The 21,372-nt window shown below is 38.6% G+C and carries 19 protein-coding genes; 7 read left to right on the top strand and 12 right to left on the bottom strand.

What is annotated here, in order from left to right; all coding sequences use genetic code 11:
• Positions 1 to 343 precede the first annotated feature (343 nt).
• The 11 genes from L655_RS0107245 to L655_RS0107190 form a co-directional block, all read right to left on the bottom strand.
• Positions 344 to 1,504, bottom strand: a complete 1,161-nt coding sequence (locus L655_RS0107245) for a toprim domain-containing protein (RefSeq protein ID WP_024604587.1) — start codon at positions 1,502 to 1,504, stop codon at positions 344 to 346.
• A gap of 102 nt (positions 1,505 to 1,606) precedes the next feature.
• Complete coding sequence (locus L655_RS0107240; RefSeq protein ID WP_024604586.1) at positions 1,607 to 1,870, bottom strand: hypothetical protein; 264 nt, start codon at positions 1,868 to 1,870, stop codon at positions 1,607 to 1,609.
• 105 nt (positions 1,871 to 1,975) lie between these two features.
• Complete coding sequence (locus L655_RS0107235; protein WP_024604585.1) at positions 1,976 to 3,970, bottom strand: VWA domain-containing protein; 1,995 nt, start codon at positions 3,968 to 3,970, stop codon at positions 1,976 to 1,978.
• Between the two features lie 95 nt (positions 3,971 to 4,065).
• Positions 4,066 to 5,445 (bottom strand): DUF3150 domain-containing protein, encoded by a 1,380-nt coding sequence (locus L655_RS0107230; RefSeq protein ID WP_024604584.1) that lies wholly within the window; start codon positions 5,443 to 5,445, stop codon positions 4,066 to 4,068.
• Positions 5,446 to 5,880: 435 nt separating this feature from the next.
• Positions 5,881 to 7,059, bottom strand: coding sequence for an AAA family ATPase (locus L655_RS0107225; protein ID WP_024604583.1), 1,179 nt, complete (start codon positions 7,057 to 7,059; stop codon positions 5,881 to 5,883).
• Between the two features lie 102 nt (positions 7,060 to 7,161).
• Positions 7,162 to 7,812, bottom strand: a complete 651-nt coding sequence (locus tag L655_RS0107220; protein WP_125825544.1) for a hypothetical protein — start codon at positions 7,810 to 7,812, stop codon at positions 7,162 to 7,164.
• Positions 7,813 to 8,062: 250 nt separating this feature from the next.
• Entirely contained in the window at positions 8,063 to 8,320 is a 258-nt protein-coding gene (locus L655_RS0107215) for a hypothetical protein (RefSeq protein ID WP_024604581.1), read from the bottom strand.
• Between the two features lie 9 nt (positions 8,321 to 8,329).
• Positions 8,330 to 8,518, bottom strand: coding sequence for a hypothetical protein (locus L655_RS0107210; protein WP_024604580.1), 189 nt, complete (start codon positions 8,516 to 8,518; stop codon positions 8,330 to 8,332).
• 121 nt (positions 8,519 to 8,639) lie between these two features.
• On the bottom strand, positions 8,640 to 9,269 hold the full coding sequence (locus L655_RS0107205) for a hypothetical protein (protein ID WP_024604579.1): 630 nt from the start codon (positions 9,267 to 9,269) through the stop codon (positions 8,640 to 8,642).
• Between the two features lie 999 nt (positions 9,270 to 10,268).
• On the bottom strand, positions 10,269 to 10,583 hold the full coding sequence (locus L655_RS0107195) for a hypothetical protein (protein ID WP_024604577.1): 315 nt from the start codon (positions 10,581 to 10,583) through the stop codon (positions 10,269 to 10,271).
• Between the two features lie 385 nt (positions 10,584 to 10,968).
• Positions 10,969 to 12,825, bottom strand: a complete 1,857-nt coding sequence (locus L655_RS0107190; protein WP_024604576.1) for an ATP-dependent helicase — start codon at positions 12,823 to 12,825, stop codon at positions 10,969 to 10,971.
• 311 nt (positions 12,826 to 13,136) lie between these two features.
• On the opposite strand from L655_RS0107190, the gene L655_RS0107185 reads away from it, so the two are divergent.
• From L655_RS0107185 to L655_RS0107170, 4 genes are read left to right on the top strand one after another with little or no spacing between them, the layout of a single operon-like run.
• The gene (locus L655_RS0107185) at positions 13,137 to 14,462 is read left to right on the top strand and encodes a site-specific integrase (RefSeq protein WP_024604575.1); all 1,326 of its coding nucleotides are present in this window, start codon (positions 13,137 to 13,139) and stop codon (positions 14,460 to 14,462) included.
• Complete coding sequence (locus tag L655_RS0107180; protein ID WP_024604574.1) at positions 14,455 to 16,203, top strand: hypothetical protein; 1,749 nt, start codon at positions 14,455 to 14,457, stop codon at positions 16,201 to 16,203. The genes L655_RS0107185 and L655_RS0107180 overlap by 8 nt, the downstream gene beginning before the upstream one ends.
• Positions 16,203 to 18,248: a hypothetical protein gene (locus L655_RS0107175; protein WP_024604573.1), complete on the top strand. Its 2,046-nt coding sequence runs from the start codon at positions 16,203 to 16,205 to the stop codon at positions 18,246 to 18,248. Before L655_RS0107180 ends, L655_RS0107175 begins: the two co-directional genes overlap by 1 nt.
• Positions 18,245 to 18,703, top strand: coding sequence for a hypothetical protein (locus L655_RS0107170; RefSeq protein WP_024604572.1), 459 nt, complete (start codon positions 18,245 to 18,247; stop codon positions 18,701 to 18,703). Before L655_RS0107175 ends, L655_RS0107170 begins: the two co-directional genes overlap by 4 nt.
• A gap of 22 nt (positions 18,704 to 18,725) precedes the next feature.
• On the opposite strand, the gene L655_RS0107165 is transcribed toward L655_RS0107170, so the two are convergent.
• Complete coding sequence (locus L655_RS0107165) at positions 18,726 to 18,929, bottom strand: helix-turn-helix transcriptional regulator (protein WP_024604571.1); 204 nt, start codon at positions 18,927 to 18,929, stop codon at positions 18,726 to 18,728.
• A 177-nt stretch (positions 18,930 to 19,106) separates the two neighbouring features.
• Here L655_RS0107165 and L655_RS01000000125285 point away from each other — a divergent pair, with 177 nt between their 5' ends.
• The 3 genes from L655_RS01000000125285 to L655_RS0107150 all read left to right on the top strand — a co-directional run bounded on the left by L655_RS01000000125285 (position 19,107) and on the right by L655_RS0107150 (position 21,350).
• Entirely contained in the window at positions 19,107 to 19,403 is a 297-nt protein-coding gene (locus L655_RS01000000125285; RefSeq protein WP_024596032.1) for a hypothetical protein, read from the top strand.
• Entirely contained in the window at positions 19,400 to 19,753 is a 354-nt protein-coding gene (gene tnpB, locus L655_RS0107155) for an IS66 family insertion sequence element accessory protein TnpB (RefSeq protein ID WP_024596033.1), read from the top strand. The genes L655_RS01000000125285 and tnpB overlap by 4 nt, the downstream gene beginning before the upstream one ends.
• 70 nt (positions 19,754 to 19,823) lie before the next feature.
• Positions 19,824 to 21,350: an IS66 family transposase gene (locus L655_RS0107150; RefSeq protein WP_024603932.1), complete on the top strand. Its 1,527-nt coding sequence runs from the start codon at positions 19,824 to 19,826 to the stop codon at positions 21,348 to 21,350.
• Positions 21,351 to 21,372: the final 22 nt, after the last annotated feature.

Genomic DNA, 21,372 nt, shown 5'->3' with positions numbered 1-21,372 from the left:
TACTGGTCTTAACTTTAAAATATTAATATAGAATTAAAATATTAAAGTTAATAAGCCATAAATCTAAACATCATAAAATTCCAAAAAAGGTTTGGTTTTTAAGATAGCTGAGCTATAAATGAGAAGATTGATGGTGTTGGTAATTTATGGATGGTTTATTCAGTATGTCACCTTAATGATATATTGAATAAATCATAGTGGTGCCTAACTCCTTGCTAATGCAAGGAGTAAGGGCGAGGTAATAATTTCTATTACATTAATAATATGTATATTGGTCAACTTAAGTTAAGTGAAGAGAAAAGCCATAAAGACTTCGCATCTCCACTTTAACTTCAGCAATTGATTAAAACACATCTACTGCAACTGATTTATCAAGTTCTACAGGAAAACCTTCAGCTCCGTGATTTACATAAACATCTAACCAATCCACTGATTTACTATTTTCAGGTATGTCCATTTCGGGAACGTATACGATTGGTACAAAGCCTTCTTTAGCAAACCTTTCCGCTAGTTCGTTTACTGTATTCTGACCATCCATAGAGCGGTCCTTATCACCCCATAAGAGGATATAAGTTCTACTTTTAGGAATGCCACTAACACTTATACCACGAGCCATTTTTAGAAGTGAACTAGAATAATGAGGCCTCATCGGTACACCGGTTGCTTCACGAATAGCTAATGCTGTTTCGATCCCCTCACAATATCCAATTAAAGCTCTCTTTTCTCCTTCAACTTCGAAAACTACTGGTTGATCCATATCAATGTAACCGCCTCTTATATCAAAAGGTGGAGACATTATTAGCTTGGTGTTATTTTCAGGTGCTTTTTGACCATTCAAAAGAAAAGTACGATGCAAAGTAGTGTTATGCCCGTCCTTATCCTTAAATGTTCCAAGAAGTGCTGAATACCATGGGCTTCTATTATCACCTTCCTCTCTAAATGAGCTTGGGTAACGCAATCGGCTATGGTATCGAAGTGAGTTTGGTAATTTATTAAAATCACCTTTTAAACCACGATTTCGCAAATAAGAATGTATTTCAGGTGCGTTTGCAGCAGGAATGGTAGTTCTAGCAACCGCACGAACTCTGTTCATACGATTTACCTTATCTTCCTCACTACAATATTCCTCACTAACCTTCTTCATTTGAATATTTTTAATCTGAATATCTTTATTAGATACTGAGGAAATATCGCCTCCTAGTATTCCAATAATGCTATCCATTGCTTGTGACTTACTACAATTTTCTAACCAAGCAACAACCTCGATACCATCTGGCATTGCTCCATTATCATTATGATAAGCGCCTCCAGTTTGTACCCAATCTCTAAAAAGACGAAACTTGGTAGAACTGGATTTATTGCCATAACTCACTGGACAAGGTACTTGTCTTGGTGCTTTTGAAATTGCCGTGTTTAATTGAGAATAAGCAGAAAAAACTATATCCCACTTTCCGTCAGCTAAAGCACGTACTTTTGTTACTTTTGAAGTATTTTGTGAATACATGATCTGACTCCGAATTATCAAATAGGAAACCCCACAGGGACTCCAAAAACCCCGCCATCGGAATTTTTGGTAGTCCCTATGGCGAAGTAACAGAAACAGTAGCTAAGCTACTGTTTCTGTTTTTTGATTGATCGGAGTTAGATTAGATGTACCTAAACCTAACGTTCCTTTCAAAGTAAACGTACTTTCCGTTGTTTCAATTGTCATAGAGCGCTCCATACCATCTTCTAAAACACTCAATCGATTGCGAAATTCGCCACCGAAAATCATGTAAGCTGAAAGAGTTTTTTTCTGACCGTTAACAACAGTAGTTGCTGCTTTAAGATAAACGCCATTTTTCATAGTCTCAGTAATAGTCACTAACATTTTGTTTCCTCCACAAATTGGTTTTAGTAGAGAAGGACTACACTGACCCATGAGGGTAGATAGTCGCCCCTCTGGGTTTGGTTTTTTAAATTTAAATTTTAGTATTTAACCCCTATAAAAATCTTTTAAGAAACCAAATAATGCTTTCGCTAATTCGGCACTTTCATTAATTCTTACAAAAGGTCTATCCTCGAAACCCCCAATACGGCCGGTTCCAATTCCAATACAAATAACATTGATGCCTAAAAAGTCACACTCGGTTAAAGCGTTTCTCATTGGGGCCTCACTTGCTCTTCCATCTGTTATTAAAAAAATAGTTTTCTTAGTTTCTTTTCTAACAGAAAGTCTTGCCATAGCTCCTTGCAATGCTTCAGGGGTTGGTGTTCCTCCTTCGCACAAAACATTGAAGCTTTTCGTTGTAACAGCACTCATTTTTTCGTTAAAAGCTTTGGCTATGTGGTTACATGCCACTCGTTCTTCATTGAAAAACGGGTAATACAACACTTCACATTCGCTACCTTTTATAAACTCTATTGCTTGGGCTATGGCATACGCGGCAATATTTGCTTTACGCATTTCAGTAATACCCATAGAACCACTCTTATCTACTAAAATAGAAAAAGCGGAATTAGGTGCCTTAGAGATATTTTCAGTTTGAAATATTCGTGAATTACCAGCTTTAACACCCCACAAAGAACCCGCGCTAAGATCAGAGCCTTGATTATCTAAGTGGCGTTTAACACGGTTGCGTCCATAAACAATGCTATGCAGCGTCATCTTCACGCCTTGTGACAATTTTTTTGCTTCCGGTACCCAATCTGGTAAACCGCAAGCTTTATCGCTCTTAATAGAATGAAATGGTAGCGAGGGTTCAATAAAGGTGTTATCAAATTTCTCATGATATTCCTCCAAATGCTCTTCAGCTTTTTCTTCCATAAGATTACGAATGTCATCATGCATATCATTCATCAAGTCTTGATCAGTTGCATTAACAGCATCATCCAGTTCCTGAATAGCCTTTTCTAAATCTTCACTATCTACTGACTCAGGTAATGCTTCATCACTATGTGAATCAGTATCGCTTTTGTCATTCGAGCTAGAATCAGAATTTTCATTAGAATCAGTTGCATCATCATTAGAATCTGCATCAGCATGGTCATTTGAGTTAGTATCAGCATCATCTTCAGAATCGGCTTCACTATCATCTTTTTCGTTGCCTGGTTCACTTGAGCTATCAGAATTATCATTGGAGTCAGTATCAGCGTCATCGTTAGAGTCGGCATCACTATCATCTTTTGAACTATCAGAATTATCATTGGAGTCAGTATCAGCGTCATCGTTAGAGTCGGCATCACTATCATCTTTTGAACTATCAGAATTATCTTTAGAATTAGATTTCTTTTGATCATTCTGTTTTTTTTCATCTTTTTTATTATCGATTTCAGACTTAAGAAGCTTTAACACTTCTTCAGCTAACTCAATCGCATCTTTAGTTGAATGTAGTCGCCCACATCTAATTACAATACTTTCAAGTTGATCGAATAACTGAGGTACTTTCTTTTTTAACTGTATTCCAGCTAAAGTAGAAAAATCAGCTAGGGTGATTTGTTCTAAATGCTTAAAGCGTCCGGTGTACAAAAGGTATTTTTGTAATGTTGTAATCAAAACATCACTTTCTTTTGGCACCGAAAACAATCCGCGCTTAATACAAATGTTTACTAACTTAACTAGATTTGCTCTGGCTCCTGGATACTCATTACCGACTAATTTTTCAATACGAACATCTTCAAAGATGTTAGTTAATTGTCTTACTAGTTTGTTGGTTATAGAATGCCAGTGATTAAAATTAGTATGTTTACAATGGCCATTTTCATGGTCAATCATACCCTCTAACATATCTAGGTATTCAGGGTCTTCAAAGTTGCCAAGAGGTAATACAGTTGTTTTTCCTGATGTAGCAGCTTGTGTGCCTTGAATATTAATATTTGAAGCTGCACCCGTATTCATTTTCTGCAAAAGAGTGAATTTTCGCAAAAGCGCTTTTTTCTTTCTTGCAATGGCTGCGGGTGTTAGTTTCGGTTCAGCTTTTAAAGTAGTCATATGTATTCCTCCACAATGGTATAAATTCACTGGGAGAAATACATACCCCAAAAGGGAAATGAATTTCCCCTAGTGGGTTTGGTTTTTAGTTTAAATTAGAAAAAGAAACCACTGGTAGTTACTGTCTGTGACACTGACACCGGGTTTACTTCCTCTTGGATGGTTGACTCAAAATTTCCTTGTTCATCAAGAACAATTTCATTTTCATCTGCAATAAATGATTCGCTATCAAAAGTAACCTGAGGTTGTTCAACTTCATATGAAGCATCATCAACCAACTCATTTACATCAGTTGATTCAGTAGCTGTAGCTTCGAAACTAGGTTCAGAGGCCACTACTTCACTACTATTATCAATTACTATATCAACGTTATTTTGTTGAGCCAGTAGCTGTTGTTCTTGAGCTAAAGCTTTTTTACGACGTATCTCCTCAAGTTGCGCTAGCAATTGAGCTTCTTCATCTAAAACTTCAGGGTTTTGGTTTGCTGCAATTAAAGCGTCTTGTTCCAACTGAGTTCTTTCAACTTCAGCTACTTTTGCCGCTATTTGGTTAACACCAGAAGCATGTAACTTAAGTTTATGTGGGTCAGTCATCATCATAATGTGTTGCATTAACACAGAGAAATGGGTACCTCTTATTTTGCCTGTCATAGGAAGTGCTTTATCTAGAAGTTCATCAAATACATCGACAACCCCTTCAAAAACACTATCAAGCATATACAAAGAAAACACCTTGTCTCTTAAACGACGAATGGGTCTTTTAATGTCCTGAGTACACTCATCTTTTAGTGAACCGCTAGAGGCGCCATCTTTAATCGTAAGAGAGTCCTTAAGTAAGCTTTGAGCTTCTTTAGAAATATCTTCAAATAATTGAGCTGCAGCTTCACCAACCATATCAGTTAGATCTTCCTCAACTCGTGGCGTAAAACGCATTGGCTTATAAATGCGCAGACGAAAACGTGATCTCACATCTTCGACACTCATATAACCATCACGAATAACACTTTCAAGACCTGGATGTGAATCGCACCATTCAGATATTAATTGCTCATACTTGTTACAAAAATCATCTACTTTTACTTCGTATTCAGCAACATGTACTTCGGCCTCTTTAAATAGTTCAGGTAGTAAGTTATCGGCTACTAGATAGTTACCAAAAAATTTAACTCCATACTTATTAAATAAGCGGCTCATACGTGAAGCGAACTGATTACAGAAACTCAAATGAGTTTTAGTATCTAAAAGCGATTTTCTGCCTGGCGATACTAAGTCACTCGGCAATTCTACATTCGCTCCAGAAGTATCTAACGCAGTAACTTTACCTTCACTAAATGTTTTTTTGCCTGACCAGTTACGAATTTCGTAGCCTAGTATTGAGCAGCCTTGTTTCAATTGTTCATGTTGATTCAACATGTTCGTTGTAGCATCAGCAGCATCAGTAGCGATTACATTAGGTGTAGTAGTTAGTTGTGACATGGGTATTCCTCCGATAGGTAGTTTTACCCCAAAGGAATACCTGACACATTTACTCCTAAAGGAATAATGTAGGTATTCCCTATAGGGCGTTAGTGGTTTTTTAAGTAAATTTGCGATCAGCAGCAATATAAAAACACTTACCAGTGTCTATATATTTTTTGTTTATCTTTTCGCGTATTTTTTTTGATATATAAACTTCGGCTTTTTCGGCTGAGCCATCAAAGTCGGTGCTTAAAGGTTTGTGGTAGTAAATAAGTTGGGAACCATTAGGCTCTGTATACCAAGTATGAACGCCACGATTATCTAAACCGATAGACCATAACTTGGTAGTACTATTTCCAGTAGGTGCCTCTAATGTTGTAAAAACAACAGAAGAAACATCTTGCTCAGGTGAAGAACGATATTCTATTTCCGCAACTGATGTAGCTCCCTTACTTACTTTCCCGCAGTTGTTGCCTTACTGTCAAAATCTGGGTTTTTAAAATCATCACCAAAAATTCTATAACAGATAGAGTGAACTGCTGGCTTATCTTCATCATCGAGGCTGTTTCCAAAAACAAAGTCGAATGACTCTTTGATTGGTACAGATTTAGCGCCAAAGATAGTCATATAATCAGCCCATGCAATTAAAACACGTGTTGAAAATGCACATCCTAAACGCTCAGTAGGTAGTTTAAGTTTAGCCAAATCCTCAGGTGTCATTGCTTCAGCTTCAAGCTGAGGTGCACGTAACGCCTGTCTCATTTCCTTAGCTAGTTTAACCATACGATGACGGGTTTTTTTCGAAATATCAGAATAAGAAGCAGAAATAATACTATCTTCTATAGCTTCTGAAGGGTAATCACATTCAATAAATGCAAATCGGCGTCTAAATGCTTCATCTAATCGCTGACTTGTATGATAACGCCCAGTTAAATCTCCCCCACCATTCGTATTGCCAGTAGCGCAAAAACGAAAGTTTTTATGAGGTTCAATAATTTCACCAGTATCATCTAATTCCCATGGCTTGTATTCAGCGGGCGTATGTAATTTGCTCAAGAAATCTCCTGAACCTTTATCACATTCATCCATTATCTGAACCCAACCATATTTCATAGCTTTAGCAACCGAACCATAACGAAACGGTGTTTTATCTCCAAACAATACATAAGAGCCCTGACCTTTTTCTGGTCTTAAGCTTTCATTAACTGCAGTTAAAGTAACAGGCCAGTTCATACGATCCGCAAACCAAAGAAGCATCTCTGTTTTACCTGTGCCAGTTTCACCAAACATAAACATTGAAAGTTTACGAGTACCAGCACACCACCAAGCCAAAAGTGGTCTTAGTACATCTCTTTGAGGGATGTAGTTCGGATTACTTTTAATGCATTTTGGGTGACGATGTTTAGGGCGTAATACCTTAATTAAACCTTTCGGTACATGAGGATAAAATGCTACTCCTGCATCCACTTCTTCCATTTCACTCCAACGAGGGTCGCTGTAAACAATGTCTTCAATCATTGGGTTTTTAAGATCCAATAGACTAATTAACTGTTCATTTGACATTTGACTCGCTGTTTGACGAGTAATAACGTTAGTTTTTGCAGTAGGTTGAGTGTTTGTTGCTGTATTCATAAGTATTTCCTCCACGGAATTATAGAAACCCGAAAAGGACAAACAACTATCCCATAAGGGTTAATTTTCTGCCCTTGTGGGTTGGTTGGTTTATTTTAAAAGTTAAATGTCGAACTCTGACTCAGAAGGATTCTGAATAAAGTACAACTTTGGTTTAATGCGATTAATAACACCTGACATATCTAAGCCAATCTCGCTAGCTAAGTTATCTAGTTTTTCAGAATGTAATAAATCAAAAGTTTTATCCCATTTCGCTTTGCTTGTAGAAGCTTTTCGAAATGAAGATAGGAACCAATCAGCTAAATGATCTTTAAATAGACGAGAGTTACACTCACGTCGAGTTAATTTAGCGTCCGCTACAAGTGCAATAACAGACTCATCAAGCTTAGTAAGTAACGTAATGACGTCACGAGTTTGGCTTACAAAATCATAGTTATTTAATGCAGCAAGAACACCATCACGTATATCATCTGGTCTATATGCAATAGCAGCACAAAGCTCTTTAAAGCTTTCTGATTCTTGCCATTCCAATATTTCTAAACGAGTGTTAGTACCTGGTTTAGTTTGACGTAGCATCTTTAAATGTTCATTCAACATACCGTCCCATAGGTCCAATACATTTTCATCCGTCCAATTAATGACTAAATCGTCTGCACTAGCATCATACTCATCATTAAACATAAGTATGTTATTAGGTAGATTTTCAGAAGCATTATGATGACGAACAGTAATTCCATCAGATGCAAGAGACACACTAGATTTTCCATTGTTCAAAGAAACTGAGTTTGGAGTAGTTTTTAACTTTGAACTAAATACCTTCTTCTTAACTGATTTTGAATTAGCAGCTAAAGGTTGAGTATTTGAAAATAGATCTATTTGATAAGTACCGTTAGTTTGTTGCATGTTTAATTCCTCCACAGAATAATTACTGCGAAAGCAAGAAACACAAACTACCGGTAGGCAGGAAGTAATTTCCTGCTTGGCAGATTGGTTTTTTAATGGTTTAGTTGTTTTCGTTGATGCCTAATTTCAATTCACATTCACCTTCGATTTGAATTAAGCTTTTGCCTAAATCATCTTCTTTAAGTTCTGTAAATTTTCGGCCGTTTTTAGTCTTTTCTTCAGTCATGATGAAACGTTGTCTGCTACCTATTGAGAAATAAATATGCATACGCTTTGAAGCTAGTCGATGACCAACAGTTCGGTGACGTAAGATTGGACCTTTGCTTATCTGAGCTAATCTGAAATGTAAGCTTGCCATGAGCTTTCCTTAACAAGATGCAAAGTAAAGTTCATTGGCTAGGTTTAGTGCTCTTTCAGAAGAAAATAATAAACAATCACGTTCAGAATTATCGCGAGCTAAAGCGGACTTTCGTCTTAATCTTGAAGCTCGGCGTTTTAAATATGCAGAAGTGCGTTTAATATTTTTTGAATCAGAATCGTTTGTTGTAAAAGACATATAATAACCTCAAGGTAAAAATCGAGAGGCAAAAATACATCCCAACGGGTGCAAAATGGCTTCCCGATGGGTAGTAAGTATTGAATTAAAATTTTAAAGAAAGATTGATAACAATAATAAATTATTGATTTCTGCTCCCATAAAATTCTTCTCCATTCCAAGTTTCATTTATCTGCTGCACTTCATAATTAGCGTTAGTTTGTGAACTTGGCTGATTACTACGTGGTTGGGCATTAAAATGTTCGGGCTGCGGTGTACTTTGAGCATATTGCGAATTTTGACTCTGATTACCTTGCATAGCATGATTATTAGAGTTTGGTTTAACATTGCTTTGAGTGTTTTGAGCTCGATATTGATTGGGATGGTTAGGTTGACTAGTTTGATTCTGATTTGCTTGTCTAACTAGTTTTTTAACTGAATACGGAGTATGAGAAATAATAGACTCGACTTGTATTTCAGTTAACATATGACCTTCATTACCTACTTGTCTTTGTGTTAAATATCCTTTTATTACTAATTCATCACCTTTCCAAAAACCACCATTACTGTTGATTTTTTTAAGAAGATTTTCATTGAATTTGATGTTCATCCAAGTATGGCGTTCATTAAATCCACTTTGTCCTTCTGGTTTAGGCCAATAGGTAGTTTGAACAATAGATGTATAAGCAAAGCTTTTTTCTCCTTGTTTAACTATTAAATCTTTTCCTAAAGTACCGCCAAAAGTAACTGTATTTTCATTTGTTTTAATCATTTGTATAGCTCCACAGGGTTTAATTATTAACAACATTAATTGAACGCGTAAGCAGAGCTGGTACATTTTATCCCGAAGGGTAAAGTGTTGCTCTACCCGTTCGGGAAATAAAACTATCTAAAAGAAAGTAAATTCATTTAAACAGATAACAAGGACCGATTATTTAACAGATGGTCTAGGGCTGATTTCTCAGTTTTAGAGTAGTGAGGGCTACTTGGGTGTGACTTTAACAATTACAGAGTAATTGGGCCTAAGAGGAAAATAATCCGGTAAGGCTGGTCACGGGTAGCATTTAATAATTTCGACAATTCATAACCAAAAAGGAATTGGGTGAAAGACCTAAAAAGGTAAACGAAAAAATTAAAGTGCTGGTTGAAATTCATTTATCGTGGACTTACTCATCTCTGCCAGATATATATTTGCTGAAGATATTCAACAAAAAAAATTTTAAACTACCTAGGAGGGTGATCTCTGCAGTAGCTGCCTGTTTGAAAAATTAATTACAAATAGGACTATATGATTATGTTCATGGAATTAATAAACTCCAATAACCTCACCCTCTCTAGTGTGCCCTCTATAACGAGCCCATCTATTGAGTTTTTCATAAATAATCGATTGGTTTGGTAAATTTCGGAGCAATTGACCTCGTAGCTTAATCACCTTTCCAGTGTCAAAATATACAACGTTAGATTCAACATCGTACAAGCCACAAACATCTTCTGCAGTATTATTATTCATCATTTTTCCCAGTTAGTTCAGATCCACCATCTAAAGCTACTAAACTTAAATAGATTTAGAAGGGGGATCTGACTGGGATATTCAATAGCGAAAAGTAAACTTTGGCTGCCTAAGGCAAAAAAATTTTACTTACTTAATGTTTCTATTTAGCCGCTATTGAATATGATGATCATGAATAAAATAATTTAAACACGATGCTGCCAATATAAATGAATGTTAATAATTAGGTTAAAACATAAATTTAATATTGAGCAGCAATAGTTATATTTTAAATTCAGACTTACGAGATTTTAATAATTTAATACATAAAGATTTATATATTGTATTTTTTTTAACCTGTAATTCTAAAAATGATGTTGGAACTTCTGACCATAATTTACCTGCGTGCATACCAAAATTAACTGTACTATTTTCATTATATGAAGAAAGTAAAGGTGATTGGTTACTAATAGGCTTGGCATTAAGTTCAATTGGTGTATCAGCTGTTTTATATTCATGGTGAGCTTTCGCAGCAAAATGAATAGTAAAGTTAATAGCACCGATAACAACAAATGATGTAATAATAAATGTAAACATAGGTATTTCCTCCGAGTGGTTTAAAAATAATTTTTAAACTAACTAAAGAAACACATATATAATTCCCATCAGGAAAAATTTGTATTTCCTGTTAGGATAAAAATTTGGTTAAATCTACCGAAAAGTTTAGAACTAATTGGCAGTTGGTTTAAACACAATTAAAAGATATTAATCGAGCTTACTTTTGATTCAGTTGGGAGTAAAAAACACAACTCTTCTAATATTAAAACAAGTACCGGTGAAGGTAAGTGGGATAATAAGGACATAAGTCAAAGAAGAAATTTTCATAATTATAATACTTAAAAACACATCAAAAGTCAGGCTTAAATACCCCCTAAGTGACGATTATGTAGCACTATATGAGGGTATATAATCAACGCATTAATTATTCATCATCATTTTTATTTTTCAGAGCTTCCAGTTCTTTCTGCACCTTAGCTAATTGTTCAGACACTTCCGTTGGGAACGTCTCTTGTAAAAATTGAGATGGCGGTTTTGATTTACTAGACCCTGTTGTACTAGGCCCATAATTAAAACTTAGATTTAGCTCATCCACCGCACGTGTCATTCCTACATAATACAACCGCCTTTCCTCAGGCACTCCGCCGCTAGACTCTCCTTCCAACGCTTTATTAGACGGGCAAACTCCTTGGTTAGATGCTGCAATCCATACTTGCTTCCACTGCAGGCCTTTAGATGAGTGTAAGCTGCTAAGGGTTACAACTCCTTTTTCTGGTTCATCATTGTCTCTCGAATTTGGAGCAAGGTTTTTTGAAATCATTTCAACACGGTCTACGAAACCACCATCAATTTTCAATCCCTGTAAAATATCCCCAACTACTTCAATTAACCTAGCTTCCTTTCCCTTTGCTAGCCTCGCTGTTTTAAGGAATTCTACAAGTGTAGTAATTCTCGTAGAGATAGAAGAGCTATCATTAATATCACTCCCCCATTCTAAAAAGTTTTGATGAAGTTGTTCTGTCGCTTGGTGCCAATCAATCCATGCTGGTGGCATATATTGAACAAAGGGCACACGTTGTTGCATTATACTGTTATTGATTAATGTAATTACTTCCTCTTGCTCACCTAACCAACCTAATATCTCACCTATAAAACGAGTATCCCTAGGTCTTACTAAGCTCCAAAAGAATTTAAGACAAATATTAGCGGTATTATCATCCCAAAAGTTTTTGCCACCCAAACGCTTGTAAGGCAAGTTATGTAGCTTTAAGTAACCCTCTATCTCATCTAATATTCTGTTCGTTCTTGCCAATACAGCCCAATTTTCATTATTTGACGTTATAGCCTGAATTATGGCTTGATACTCATCAGCCTGACTAAGGTAGCCCAATACATTAACCGTTCCACCTGGTTCATGAGTTGAATGCATTTCCTTATAAACCCTGTCCTCATTAAACTCGATAAGCCTCTTTGAGGCGCTTAATATTTCAGGCTTACATCGGAAGCAGCTTTTCAATATGTAGCCAGTTGCATTAAAATCACGCTGAAATTGAAGTAAATTTTCATAACCTCGGGCATTTCGAAACGAATAAATACTTTGATCATCATCTGCTACACAAACAATCTTGGCTCCTAACTCCCCATGAATTTGCACCCATGAATATTGAATATCACTACAATCCTGAAATTCATCTACAAGTATATGAGTTGCATCCCAAGGCTTTATTTCTCGTGATTGAACACCTAAGTACGCACGTCTAGCAATCTCATTGAAATCTTGCAGATTATTTTGCTTCATAAGAGTTCTGTATGAGTCATAAACTTGCCAACCTTGACAAGTGTAGTCTCCATTAATAGGCTCAGGTTTCAACATTTGACCGTATTTGTTAATCCAATCCATTGCCTCATCAGTTTCCATGCTTGTTAAGCCTACCTGCCTTAAAGCTCGCTCAATAAAATTATATTGCTCACCGCCAACTAACGTTCGCTTCTTTTGACCACCAGCACTCCTAGCTTGTTTTCCAAAAAGACTATCAAAAGTAGATGCCATAACCCTACGTTGATTAGATGGTGCTATCTTAGCTCCAAGCCTTTCAGTAAGCTCAGTTGCAGCCGCTTTAGTAAAAGTTATTAATAGAACTTTATTTGACCTGTTTTTTTTAAGTAGATTATCCGCTAACTGGATCATCGTATGGCTTTTACCCGACCCTGGAAGTGCGCAACAAAGTGTGTGTTCGTCACTATCTGCTACTAATTGTTGGTCAACGGTTAAACCTGACATTTTAAATACCTTTGCTATTTCAATTGTGCGTATTAAACATCAAATGCCATCAACTTACGAGTTCAAAGTTTGTTGTTTTCAAGTGGGTTACTCGTTAAGGAAGTAGATAAAAAGGTCTACAAGTCACAGAAAACAATGGTTTTTCTTAATACTTTTGTTTAAAAAATACTTATTACTGTCGGTGGACATTAAATTTTGTTACCATGAGGGGTTAGTGTAGGAAAAGCATCTTACACATGTAAATAACTCTGGAAAATAATCAATCACTGTCTACACTGTATGTATGGACAGTGATACTTTCAGGATGATTTATGACATACCTTGTACACTCCAGCGATGTCTTCAAAGAGACTGAGCTACAAAAACTGGATGATGGTACATTCCATTGCCAACCTTCCAATGACAATATCGGTTCGTTACCAACACTCTTTTCGCAAGATGGCATCTTCAATCACGAAGCCAACAGTTACCTGTTTTATCTCAAGGCCGTAAAGAAGGCAGAAGACCTATCTCCCTGCGCACAGGCATTACGTGCCTACTATCAATTTCTTGAGGACAAGGGGTTGAACTGGGATAAATTCCCACCAGTCAAACGGCTCAAGCCAACTTACCTGTTCCGCTCCCATCTACTCAAGAAAATAAAGCAAGGCGAGCTTGCACATAGCACAGCCAGTGTTCGTATGAACCAAATCGTCAATTACTATAAGTGGCTAATGCATGATGGTTACTTATACGTAAAGAGTGAGAAGGAAGCGCCATTCAAAATGGAATTCCTCTCTGTTCAGAATCGTGGGATGCTTGCCCACGTATCTCCAACTTTCATTGTTGAGACCAGTGATTTACGCATAAAAGTACCGAGGGATGCCGATAGTAAAAACATCAGGCCACTATCCCCATTAAGCCGTGATGCTTTTGGTACTTTAACGCACCACCTTCCACAAACGTCAGAAGAGTTACGCTTACAAGTCTTGCTTGCGACTGATACAGGTATGCGGGTTGAAGAAGTAGCAACCCTAACACTAGATGCGTTAGATACTGCAACTCCACTTGCTGAGAGCCAACATCGCTTTGAAATTCTATTGTGTCCCCGCTCTACAGGCGTACAAACCAAGTTCCTAAAAACTCGAACTATCGAGATATCATCGAACTTGCTCCAATCATTGAATGAGTATCGAATTTCAGAACGCCGCCTTAAGCGTGTTACTAGGCTTAACGAGAAAATAGAACAATTACACAGCGATGCTGTCAGCTTTACCCAGAAGACCATTGAAATACTAGAGCGTTGTGATCGTCACGAACCACTTTTTGTCAGCCAACAAGGTAATCCTGCTACGGGTAAATCCATTGAAGCTCGATGGATTGAGTTCAGGGCAGAAATAAAACGGGCAGAGCCATCATTTGCCCATCGCTTCCATGATTTACGTGCCACTTATGGCACTTATCGACTCAATGATATGTTAGCGGCGAATTTGCCCGTAACTGAGTGCATGGAGCTGCTAATGAGCTGGATGGGACATAAAGACGAAAGTACCACTTGGAAATACTTGCGTTACTTAAAACGCAAAGAAGCCTTCAAGGTGAAATTTGGCATCCTTGATAGCATCATGCACGAAGCGCTAGGAGGTGACGATGAGTAACGTCACTTACCTAAGTAATTGGAAGCCTGAGCTATGCATTAATCTAAGCATTATGGGTGAAAATTGTCTCGCCGATTTCAATCGTTTTTTCTTCAAAGGGGTTCCCAAAACTGAGCGGTTGCAACGAGGAGAGCAGTTTGAAGATGCTGGTCGTAAAAGTTTCATCTTTCAGGTAAAAGGCCGATTTGATGAAAAAATTGAAGAAGGTAGTAGCAGTTGTTGGCTCTACTCCATATTTTTGGAAACCTCTCAGTACCTCAAGTTATGCGACGCAATTAATTCGCCAGCATTTACCCAAAAATCACTAGAACAGTATATGTCTAAATTGCAAAACAACGTCATGTTAGGAGTACTAAAGAGTAGTACATATAAGATAAAGCATAGCAAAATGAACGCACTCTTTACTCAGTATCTAGAGTTACCACATAGCTACTTTGATAATGTAGTGATAATGGATAGCAGAGATACTGAATCTTTTGAATCGTATACGCGCAGTGATTTAAACAAACTTCTCCCCTTTTTAAGGCAAGTCTTCAAACAGACTTACAAGCAGTTTATCGAAGCTCCTGACAAACATATTAATGCATGGCGAGTCGTTCCTACGATGACATTTGAGTGGAAAGGCGAGGTTTATCCTTTGTGTGCCGGTATTTCAAAAATGATGAGTGCAGCTACATATCTTTTGGCGTATTACACCTATACTAACACCAGTAATTTACTTCAACTAAAACAACCAAATAACGCTTCAATGTCTACGGGGGATGCATGGTACACCATGCCAGCATTCAAGCGTCGTGCTTTTAAAACTATCCAAGTTGAGATGGGAGCTCATGAGTTGGAAGTACCCAAATATGCATTAGATTTTTTCGATAAGCTAATTAATGCTTCAAAAATAATAAATGCAAATAACGACGCCACACTGCTCCAAACAGTGACCTTCCAAAAAGCAAAACCCTTAACATCGAGAACACTACAAGCCTTCACAAAAATCTGGGTTGAAAAGCACTTTAGCTTTACCGACCAACTAGGACGACGATTACGTCCTGTCATTAGCCGTTTTAGAGAGACAGGCTCTCAATTAACCTCATATCATCAAGGAGAAATGGTTAATAACCTCATGCTTAACAATACGCCCAACACCCGCAGACGTCACTACAGCGAGGGAAATAAGCAGATAAATAACGGCATGATGCAAGATACGCTGTTAATTCGGGAGGAGCAGATCAAGAGCGGAGTTAGTACTCAGCAAGCACAAGAAAACCTTAATATTAAGGTACTGGTCATAGAGGAAGAGAACAAGATTAACCATCCCAATTTAAGCCGTACCTCTAATGGTGGTAGCTGCGCTGCCCCATTCGGTGAAAAGTCACGAAAGTATACCAAGAAAGCTCAAGCGCAAGGGCTTGCCAAGAAGGGGGAGCGATTAGCCTGTGCCGATCTACTGGGGTGCTTTGGCTGCCCTGACCAAATCATTGTGCAGTCGGTCTCAGATATCTGGTGTCTTCTCTCCTTCAAGGCCTGCATTGAGGAGTCACTGTACCTTCATTTAGATGCCCGCCATTACCGAAAAAACTTTGAGGATATCGTACAGTTCATTAAGCAAAAGATACTGCCGAATATCAATAAACGGTTATTGAGGCTGGCAGAAACCAAGCTCGACGATGATGGCTACCACCCCGCTTGGGATGACAGTGAGTCCGTTTTAGGGTTAATTCCAAAATCAATGGCCGAGGTAGGGTAATGGATACATCTAAACTCTATTTACCCGATTTTCCACAGCAACATAAAGTTGAAGACGTTGATGTAGTTACACTCTGCCATGAGGGACGATTTGAAGAGTTAGATGCAGTCGTCATCTGCAAAGACAAAAAGGGCAACGTTACTGCTACCTTCGGGCAAAACAATTGGGATTGCTTTCCTTTCTCTCGAAAGAAAGATAAAAACAATCTAAACACAAAGGAATTCAAATGTGCTCCTAAATTACAGCGAGAGCTTAAGTTGCTGACTTTTGGCTGGTTATTCAATAAAAGCCCTAAACAAAAAAAAGCAGTAAAGTTCTCAAGTGTTCGCACTCGACTAAGTAGTATAAAGGTAGCTTATAGTTTCTTGATGGAGAGTAACTATAATTCATTGAAAGATCTTGGCTCACCTGTTGTTTGGGCTGAGTTTGAGCGCTTCTTGCAAAAATGTAGCTATGCCCAAGGAACCATCGAGTCGACTTTCGTGGCAATAAATACCGCCATAAATGATGAGTCATGGCACAAACTTGAGCTTGGCCTTAATCCAATAAAGTCAAATATTGAAGCAAGACGGATAAATTCAAATGAAGCACAACAAACTCTTGTTATACCTGAACGTCTATGTGATGCAATTTATGGAAAAGCTATAGAACTGGTCAACGGTGCTCACCCACATAGACAATTAATTTTGGATATTGAGAAGTCTCTACAGCATAACTATGAAGAGGGGGTGCGCAATCTTGAAGAAAAAATAAAGCAAGGGAATCGTTACTCCTTCATGGGTGAGGACGGTAGCATTGATAAGCGAAAATACATTTCCGCAGCTCAAGAATTACAACCACATAAAGTTAAAGACCTTGTCGCTCCATTAGCAGCTAAAGTACTAAGTATTAGACTAAAAAATGGAACGGACTTTAATCGCTACTGGGGTCAACTAACTAATGCTTGCTATATCGTTTGTGGAGGCTTCAGTGGTATGCGAGATTCCGAAATCGATAAATTAACGCCTAAAAGTTATTACAAGGATAGCTTTGAAGGACGTGATTTTCACCTGCTGCAATCTCACACTTTTAAGTTAGGCCATAAGCGAGAAACATGGATCACAGCCTCATCGTCCAAAACTGCAATAGAGTTAATGACCACATTAACTGAAGAATGGCGCAAAGAAGTCACTTACCCAGATAAAAAATACAAAGACTCCATTTGGGTAAATAAAACATATCGCTCCAAGCCCCCCGCATTGATTACAGGCTGGAATCACCGACTACAGCGCTTTTGTAAGCAGTTCAATTTCATTGTAACTGAAGAGGATTTCGCAGAATGCCTTGAGTCAAACCCTCGCTCATTAAACCGTGTGAAAAAAGATGTAACGGTTGGAAATCCTTGGCACATAACAACTCATCAGTTTAGGCGCACTTTGGCCTTTTACTGCATTAAGAACCGTCTAGGAACATTGGTAGCGCTCAAGCAACAGTTCAAGCACTTATACCTCGCGATGACCGAGTGGTACACCAATGGTGGGAAGCTAGCGAGCCTACGGGATCTAAAAGTGGACGAGCAAGTGCAAAATGCACTCGATGAAATCAATGCAGAAACCACCGCGAATAAAATCTTCAAACAATGGCACACAAATGAAACGCTATCAGGCACTCATGGCAAAGCGATCATGAAAATGCGTGGTGATGTACCAACCATTTATAGCTCTTGGGACGTTATATACAAAGCAGTCAAGGATGGAAAGTTAACGCTTCATGGTTCCATGCACAGTTATTGTAAGTCAGGTTATGATTGCGATATGGATGGTGTGGTCACCCCCCAATTCTGCGTGGACTGTGGCTCTGGTAGTAGCATCATTGACGAACGACAGGCTAAATGGTGGCGAAAAAAGCACCGCAGTCTAGTTGCTTACATGGAATCTGGCGAAGATATTTCAGTAAGTGAACATAGCCACTATGTCACTCAAGTAAGAGCCGCAGAGAAAGTCATGGCTGACTTTGATATGCCCTTCACGCCTTTTGAACCTGATTTGAAGGTAGCGAATTTATGAGTAAGAGCGAAAATACACGACTAGCATTAGAGGCTGCCCTAGAAAGAATTAAACAAGGCAAGCCTAAGCGCATCCCTACTCATCGTAAGCTCAGTGTGAGAGCGGTTGAGGAAGAAGCTAACCTAGGTAATGGCAGCGGCTATTACTACCCTGAGTTTGTTGAGAAAGTGAAGCAAACTAAAGCAGAGATTGCGGCAGGAAAAGGTGAAATCATCCAGCCAGAGATACAGACAGTACGCACTAAGCTCAAAGAACAGAAACGTATCAAGGAAAACTTTAAGGCTAAGTATGAGGCTGAGAGAGAGAAACTAGCCCTATTCGCAGCTTCACAGCACCACCTTAACGACAAGTTGGTTCAAGCGTTGGCTCATATAGAAGGTTTGGAGTTTGAAAATTCCCAATTACGTGAAGAGTTAGCTCAACTAAAGCGAAGTAAGGTTGTTTCAATTAAGTAACGTTGAAGAGGTGTATTAAAACTTACTCTATACCTTCAAGCTTTTTCTTAATGTGGTCGATAAGGTTTTTCTTGTCGGCCTCATTCAACTTATCTATCAAGCAGACAAGCTCTGCAGAATCAACATCCTCACAAAAAAAGTAGCTCAATGGCACTCCAAGCTCATCAGCAATTAACTTCAAGGTTTGAGCATCCGGTGTATGCTTCCCTTTCTCATACTGATTCATTCTTGGCCACCTATGTTAGCCCATGTCATGTTTGATAAATGCGCCTTCTCCCATCTAGAAAATTAGTTCTTGATACGTTTAGTACAAATGGATATATACTGTAAGCGTCCGAGCAACGACACCTAGCAGAGTGGATTTAATTAATTGAAAATGCCGTCAGTTTCTACTGGAGGTATTATGCAAAAAAGAACCCTTAATGACTGGCAAAAATTGATTGAGCAGCAACAAACCAGCGGCTTATCTATTGTCGCATTTTGTAAAGAAAACATGTTACCCACTTCAAACTTTTATAAATATCGGTCTAAGTTACAAGACGCTGCAAAAGCACCTAAATTGGTGAAAGTGCAAAACAAAGCCATTCCCCATAAAGTGAATGCCTCAATCACGTTATCTCATGGTGAAACTCATTTAACTATACCAACCTCATCTGAGCCTACATGGGTGGCTAATTTAATAAAGGCGCTGCAAGCATGAACATGTTTATTGATGTGCCCGACGTGTACCTTTGCAATCAGTTTGTCGACTTCAGAAAATCCATTAATGGCTTAGCGGCCATTGTTGAAAGTGAACTCGAACTGTCAGTGCTATCCGGTGCCGTGTTTGTTTTTTGTAATAAAAGCCGAGATAAGCTGAAGATATTGTATTGGGATAACACAGGCTTTGCCCTGTGGTATAAACGCCTCGATAAGCACAAATTTAAATGGCCGAAAAACCTCAGCGCCGACACCCTAAACTTAACCGAGCAACAATTACACTGGTTATTATCTGGGTATGATGTCATAGGGCATCAACAAATCAACATCGAAAACGCTAGCATTATTTAGATCGTCGCGGGATCAATATTAACCATCGCATTAAGCTAGTTTACGGTAAAAAACATTATAAAATAAAAGGATGAATATTGATGTTAACCGCCTTCCAAACGATCCGGCGTTGCTTAAAAAGCTGTTGGTAGAGCACGCTGAAAAGTTAGCGCAAGCGACTGCGAGAAACCGGTATCTAGAGGAGCAATTCCGCCTAGCGCAACAAAAACAATTTGGTAAAAGTGCCGAAGTCTTTGACGCACAAGGTGAATTGTTTAATGAAGCCGAAGACATCATTGAGCAACCTGATGAGCTTGCTACGCAAGAGATTAGCTACACTCGCAAAACACCAAAGCGCAAACCATTACCCAAAGACTTACCCCGTGAGCAAGTGATTCATGACATTGCCGAAGAAGACAAGTTGTGTAACTGCTGTGGTAATGAATTGCATAAAATGGGTGAAGACGTCAGCGAAAAGCTCGACTTCGTCCCCGCAAAGATAAAAGTCATTGAGCATATTCGCCCAAAGTACGCGTGTCGTGAATGTGATAAGTCAGGGTCGAATAACAGTATTAAACAAGCCAAGATGCCAAACATGGCCATCAACAAAGGCATGGCCACGTCCAGTTTGTTAAGTCAAATCATCACCAGCAAATATCAATATGCACTGCCACTGCACAGACAAGAGTCGATGTTCAAGCAATACGGCATTGAGCTTAGCCGTAAAACCATGAGTGACTGGGTACTCGTCGCATCCGCTACCTTGTTTGAACCGCTGATACAACGACTGAAACACGCGTTACTTAAACAGCCTGCGATACATGCCGATGAAACGACGGTCAATGTGGTCAACGCCGACAAAGTAAAAAGTTACATGTGGCTATATTGTACCGGCACGGATTCGCCATCGGCTATAAATAAACACAACCCAATACCAAACATTGTGCTTTACGACTATCAAAACAGTCGGGCAGCTTCCTGTGTGCTTAATTATCTGGATGGCTATTCGGGCTATTTACAGGTTGATGGTTATCAAGCGTATGCACAAACGCAATCAACACTAGTTGGTTGCTGGGCCCATGCACGTCGTAAATTTATAGAAGCAAAACACGTGCAGGGTAAAAACAAGACAGGCAAAGCCGACGTAGTCTTGAGTCTTATTCAAAAACTGTACGGCATTGAATCAAAACTCAACGATAAAACACCAGAACAAAAGCATGAAATAAGGCAAGAGCAAGCGAAACCTATTATCGATAAACTGCATAAATGGCTAGAGCAAAACCAGCCACGTTTAGTCGGGAAAACCAAGTTAGCAGAGGCAGCAACCTATCTCGCTAATCAATGGCATAAACTTATAGTTTACCTTGAAAATGGTCAGCTTAATATCGACAATAACCGCGCCGAGCGTGCTATCAAACCATTTGTTATTGGCCGTAAGAACTGGATGTTTAGCCAAACCTCACGCGGCGCAATAGCAAGCGCTCACCTATACAGCATCATCGAAACAGCAAGATCCAACGGCTTAACGCCATTTGATTACATCATGCATTGCCTCGATGAGCTTTGTCAGCCTGAGCCAGACATAGAACAATTATTGCCTTGGAATATCAATATCTAGGTGATGATCACCGGACGTTTAC

Source organism: Pseudoalteromonas sp. TAE79 (assembly GCF_000498015.1).
Lineage (GTDB): Bacteria > Pseudomonadota > Gammaproteobacteria > Enterobacterales > Alteromonadaceae > Pseudoalteromonas.
This window is presented reverse-complemented; position numbering and strand designations above follow the sequence as displayed.

Bases quoted from the DNA above. Each gene is read 5' to 3' on its own strand.
- L655_RS0107175 (WP_024604573.1), top strand. From the start codon at position 16,203: ATGGATACATCTAAACTCTATTTACCCGATTTTCCACAGCAACATAAA.
- L655_RS0107225 (WP_024604583.1), bottom strand. From the start codon at position 7,059: ATGAATACAGCAACAAACACTCAACCTACTGCAAAAACTAACGTTATT.
- L655_RS0107190 (WP_024604576.1), bottom strand. From the start codon at position 12,825: ATGTCAGGTTTAACCGTTGACCAACAATTAGTAGCAGATAGTGACGAA.
- L655_RS0107170 (WP_024604572.1), top strand. From the start codon at position 18,245: ATGAGTAAGAGCGAAAATACACGACTAGCATTAGAGGCTGCCCTAGAA.
- L655_RS0107195 (WP_024604577.1), bottom strand. From the start codon at position 10,583: ATGTTTACATTTATTATTACATCATTTGTTGTTATCGGTGCTATTAAC.
- L655_RS0107235 (WP_024604585.1), bottom strand. From the start codon at position 3,970: ATGACTACTTTAAAAGCTGAACCGAAACTAACACCCGCAGCCATTGCA.
- L655_RS0107205 (WP_024604579.1), bottom strand. From the start codon at position 9,269: ATGATTAAAACAAATGAAAATACAGTTACTTTTGGCGGTACTTTAGGA.
- tnpB (WP_024596033.1), top strand. From the start codon at position 19,400: ATGAACATGTTTATTGATGTGCCCGACGTGTACCTTTGCAATCAGTTT.
- L655_RS01000000125285 (WP_024596032.1), top strand. From the start codon at position 19,107: ATGCAAAAAAGAACCCTTAATGACTGGCAAAAATTGATTGAGCAGCAA.
- L655_RS0107165 (WP_024604571.1), bottom strand. From the start codon at position 18,929: ATGAATCAGTATGAGAAAGGGAAGCATACACCGGATGCTCAAACCTTG.
- L655_RS0107185 (WP_024604575.1), top strand. From the start codon at position 13,137: ATGACATACCTTGTACACTCCAGCGATGTCTTCAAAGAGACTGAGCTA.
- L655_RS0107245 (WP_024604587.1), bottom strand. From the start codon at position 1,504: ATGTATTCACAAAATACTTCAAAAGTAACAAAAGTACGTGCTTTAGCT.
- L655_RS0107240 (WP_024604586.1), bottom strand. From the start codon at position 1,870: ATGTTAGTGACTATTACTGAGACTATGAAAAATGGCGTTTATCTTAAA.
- L655_RS0107210 (WP_024604580.1), bottom strand. From the start codon at position 8,518: ATGTCTTTTACAACAAACGATTCTGATTCAAAAAATATTAAACGCACT.
- L655_RS0107150 (WP_024603932.1), top strand. From the start codon at position 19,824: ATGAATATTGATGTTAACCGCCTTCCAAACGATCCGGCGTTGCTTAAA.
- L655_RS0107230 (WP_024604584.1), bottom strand. From the start codon at position 5,445: ATGTCACAACTAACTACTACACCTAATGTAATCGCTACTGATGCTGCT.
- L655_RS0107180 (WP_024604574.1), top strand. From the start codon at position 14,455: ATGAGTAACGTCACTTACCTAAGTAATTGGAAGCCTGAGCTATGCATT.
- L655_RS0107215 (WP_024604581.1), bottom strand. From the start codon at position 8,320: ATGGCAAGCTTACATTTCAGATTAGCTCAGATAAGCAAAGGTCCAATC.